5 protein-coding genes and 1 pseudogene are annotated in these 2,601 nt (G+C 59.5%); all 6 read right to left on the bottom strand.

The features are described from left to right. Positions 1 to 217: 217 nt before the first annotated feature. Positions 218 to 526, bottom strand: a complete 309-nt coding sequence (locus tag DNK49_RS22850) for a hypothetical protein (protein WP_110530366.1) — start codon at positions 524 to 526, stop codon at positions 218 to 220. A 2-nt stretch (positions 527 to 528) separates the two neighbouring features. Continuing rightward, positions 529 to 897 (bottom strand): polymorphic toxin type 37 domain-containing protein, encoded by a 369-nt coding sequence (locus DNK49_RS25275; RefSeq protein WP_368737416.1) that lies wholly within the window; start codon positions 895 to 897, stop codon positions 529 to 531. Between the two features lie 9 nt (positions 898 to 906). Continuing rightward, positions 907 to 1,071: pseudogene (locus DNK49_RS25270) on the bottom strand (RHS repeat-associated core domain-containing protein); the annotation flags it as partial. Between the two features lie 33 nt (positions 1,072 to 1,104). Next, positions 1,105 to 1,584 carry a hypothetical protein gene (locus tag DNK49_RS24500; RefSeq protein WP_207807097.1) on the bottom strand — a complete coding sequence of 160 codons (480 nt, stop codon included), beginning with the start codon at positions 1,582 to 1,584 and terminating at the stop codon, positions 1,105 to 1,107. 3 nt (positions 1,585 to 1,587) lie between these two features. Next, a complete protein-coding gene (locus DNK49_RS22835) occupies positions 1,588 to 2,070 on the bottom strand; it encodes a hypothetical protein (protein ID WP_110530362.1) in 483 nt (160 codons plus the stop codon). 7 nt (positions 2,071 to 2,077) lie between these two features. Further along, positions 2,078 to 2,590 carry an RHS repeat-associated core domain-containing protein gene (locus DNK49_RS25265; protein WP_424445308.1) on the bottom strand — a complete coding sequence of 171 codons (513 nt, stop codon included), beginning with the start codon at positions 2,588 to 2,590 and terminating at the stop codon, positions 2,078 to 2,080. Positions 2,591 to 2,601: the final 11 nt, after the last annotated feature.

Here is a 2,601-nt window from a genome sequence, read left to right as displayed (position 1 = left end):
CATCGGTCGCCCAAAAAGACAGGACGCTACACAAAACAAGGGCCTGTAAACAGGGGTGTCGCAAGTGCTTGATCGTGAAAATCATTCTGGAGTGGTCAACGACAAGCGGGTAGCTGCGGTAGCCCTGCATGTCATTCGAGTGCGATGACCCTGCTGAACGAAGGGCCGCAATTGCGGCCCTCCTCTTCAAACCGTTACCGCGCCAGAGCTTCGTTCATCACCGTAAACGGGAGCCGTCTGGATTTACAGCCTCTTCGTCCCTTCTGGTTGGGTAGTACGCTTTCTTCTCATCCAACTCGTAAAACAGGAGGCCATGGATGCCTCGCGACTCTGATTTTTTTACTCGCCGCCGCCATATCTCATCGAAGGCGGCATCCAGCAGCTCCTTATGCTCTCTGGCATACACTTCATCGATAAATGCGACATCCGTCCCCGCCGGAAACACGAGAGCAAACTCTTCATCGGTGGCAGCAAAAATGTCGTAAACACAATTACGCGCACCATCAATCACCTGAATATATTTCATGGCTATCGCTTCGGCCTGACATTTCTATAACCACCTCCGGGAGTTTGGACATCCCAATGAGGACCGCCGTGGGCGCTTCCGCCTTGGCCGGTTGGGCACCATACATCGCCCTTGGAATCCTCCCATCCCCAGCCCTTGCCGTTCGGATTCGGCACCCAATTGTCACCGCCCTTGGGATCGACAAAACCCTCGTCTGCTCCAGGCTTACCGGGGGCCTTCGGCCCATTCGGGTCATAAGCATTTTCGGGAGGTTTGTTGAAGATGGCGTCGCCGATGGCGATGCCAACACCGAGGCCAATCACACCGCCGACAACAGCACCAACTGGACCGCCAACCATTCCACCTGCTACCGCACCGGCCGCCGGGTTCAGTCCGCGAGGATCGGTGTAACTAAGCGGATTCCCGCCAACATAGGCGTATAGATTGACGCCCCCCTCCTCCTCAATAGGATCCCTCGAGAGCCAGCGCGCTGTCTGGGAATCGTACGCCCGATACTGTGTCAGCCACAAGCCACTGGAGACGTGATGATGCATCCCCGCGTAACCGAACTCGCCCGGATACGAACCGCGACCCGCGGATCAGCCGACCATAAGGATCATAGTCGTACGCCCCCCACCAACGCCCCATCCCCTGCACGCACAGAACATCGTGCGCGCAATTGCAGCAGTCCGGTGGCGGTAGCGCTCAATCACGCCCTCTCCGACTTCCGTGCCCAGGATGATTGCGCCTGGAGCACCAAATCGTTGTCGACGTCCAGGCCTTCGAGCGCCAGGGAGGCGTTGGCCTGGCGGAAGTGGGCGGCGCGCGAGCGGGGCGTAGTGCGCAATGGCGGCTTCGATGGCGTCGGCGTCGCGGGGATCGGGGGCGCTGCGCACGCGGCGCAGGTGGCGCTGGATCGCTTCCGCCTGGCGCACTGTCGCTTCGTCCGGCACCGATCGGCTGCGCTCGATGCCGATCAGTTCCGCGTAGTGTGCGATCAGCGCGCCGAGTACGTCCAGGGCGACTTCGTAGCGGATGCCGGCACGGGAGAACAGGCCGGCGGAGAGGGAGGTTGCCATCAGTTACTCCTTGGCGAATCGCACATAGTGCGACTCGATCAATCCGTGCTTGCCAACAACGTCGGGGTGCGTCGACCAACGGTCCACTTGGACGCGCACATAGCGGTTATCCCGGTAATCGAGCTGATCCCAGTCAAAAAAGCTGACGAAGAGCAGGCGCGCGTCGGTCCCAACTTCTTTCACTGGGTAGTCCCAGTAGCCAGAGTCAATCTCACGATTAAGCATGATGGGAACCGCTCCATCGTGGCGTGACCCGACCAACACGTTTGGTTGCGGATTGCCATATTCCGCGATGCGCAAGGACATCGGCTCGGCCACCAGTTTCTGGAAGAGCACCGCTTGAACATCGCGGAACTGCCCCTCCTGCAACCAGGCGCGCTGCCCATTGTTGTACGGATCAGAAATCCGGAAAAAGTGATTGAACAACTCCCGGCTTGCAAGCCGGAATTGGTTCATGAGTTCGTCAAGATCAGCGGGCGTACTCATTGCCTTCCTATCGAGTGTTACCGAAGCTTGGACCGCTTACCCGCCTCGGATAACACATGCAAGTCGACGGGTCTTGGTTCCAGACAACCCCATGCGCATGCGATCCACTGCTGGAACCATGCTTGTTGCCGGGCGCGTCCCAGTAGATCGGAGGCGGACAAGGGTTGCACTTGCCGTTGCAGTCCCGGCCAGGGTTGAACGGCTGCTGTGGTGGCACAGGATCAACCTCCGGCTGGTTGAATATCCAATTACCGATAATCAGCCCTGCGCCAAAGCCAAGTATGCCGCCGACGACCGCACCAGGCGGACCACCAACCATACCGCCGACCGCCGCACCTGCGCCCGCCGTCGGGTTGAGGCCGAGCGGATCGGTGTAGCTGACCGGATTCCCCCCCACATAGGCGTATAGATTGACGCCCCCCTCCTCCTCAATAGGATCCCTCGAGAGCCAGCGCGCTGTCTGGGAATCGTACGCCCGATACCGTGTCAGCCACAACCCACTGGACACGTGATGATGCATCCCCGCGTAAC

Source organism: Parazoarcus communis SWub3 = DSM 12120 (genome assembly GCF_003226565.1).
In the GTDB taxonomy this organism is placed as follows: domain Bacteria; phylum Pseudomonadota; class Gammaproteobacteria; order Burkholderiales; family Rhodocyclaceae; genus Parazoarcus; species Parazoarcus communis.
This window is presented reverse-complemented; position numbering and strand designations above follow the sequence as displayed.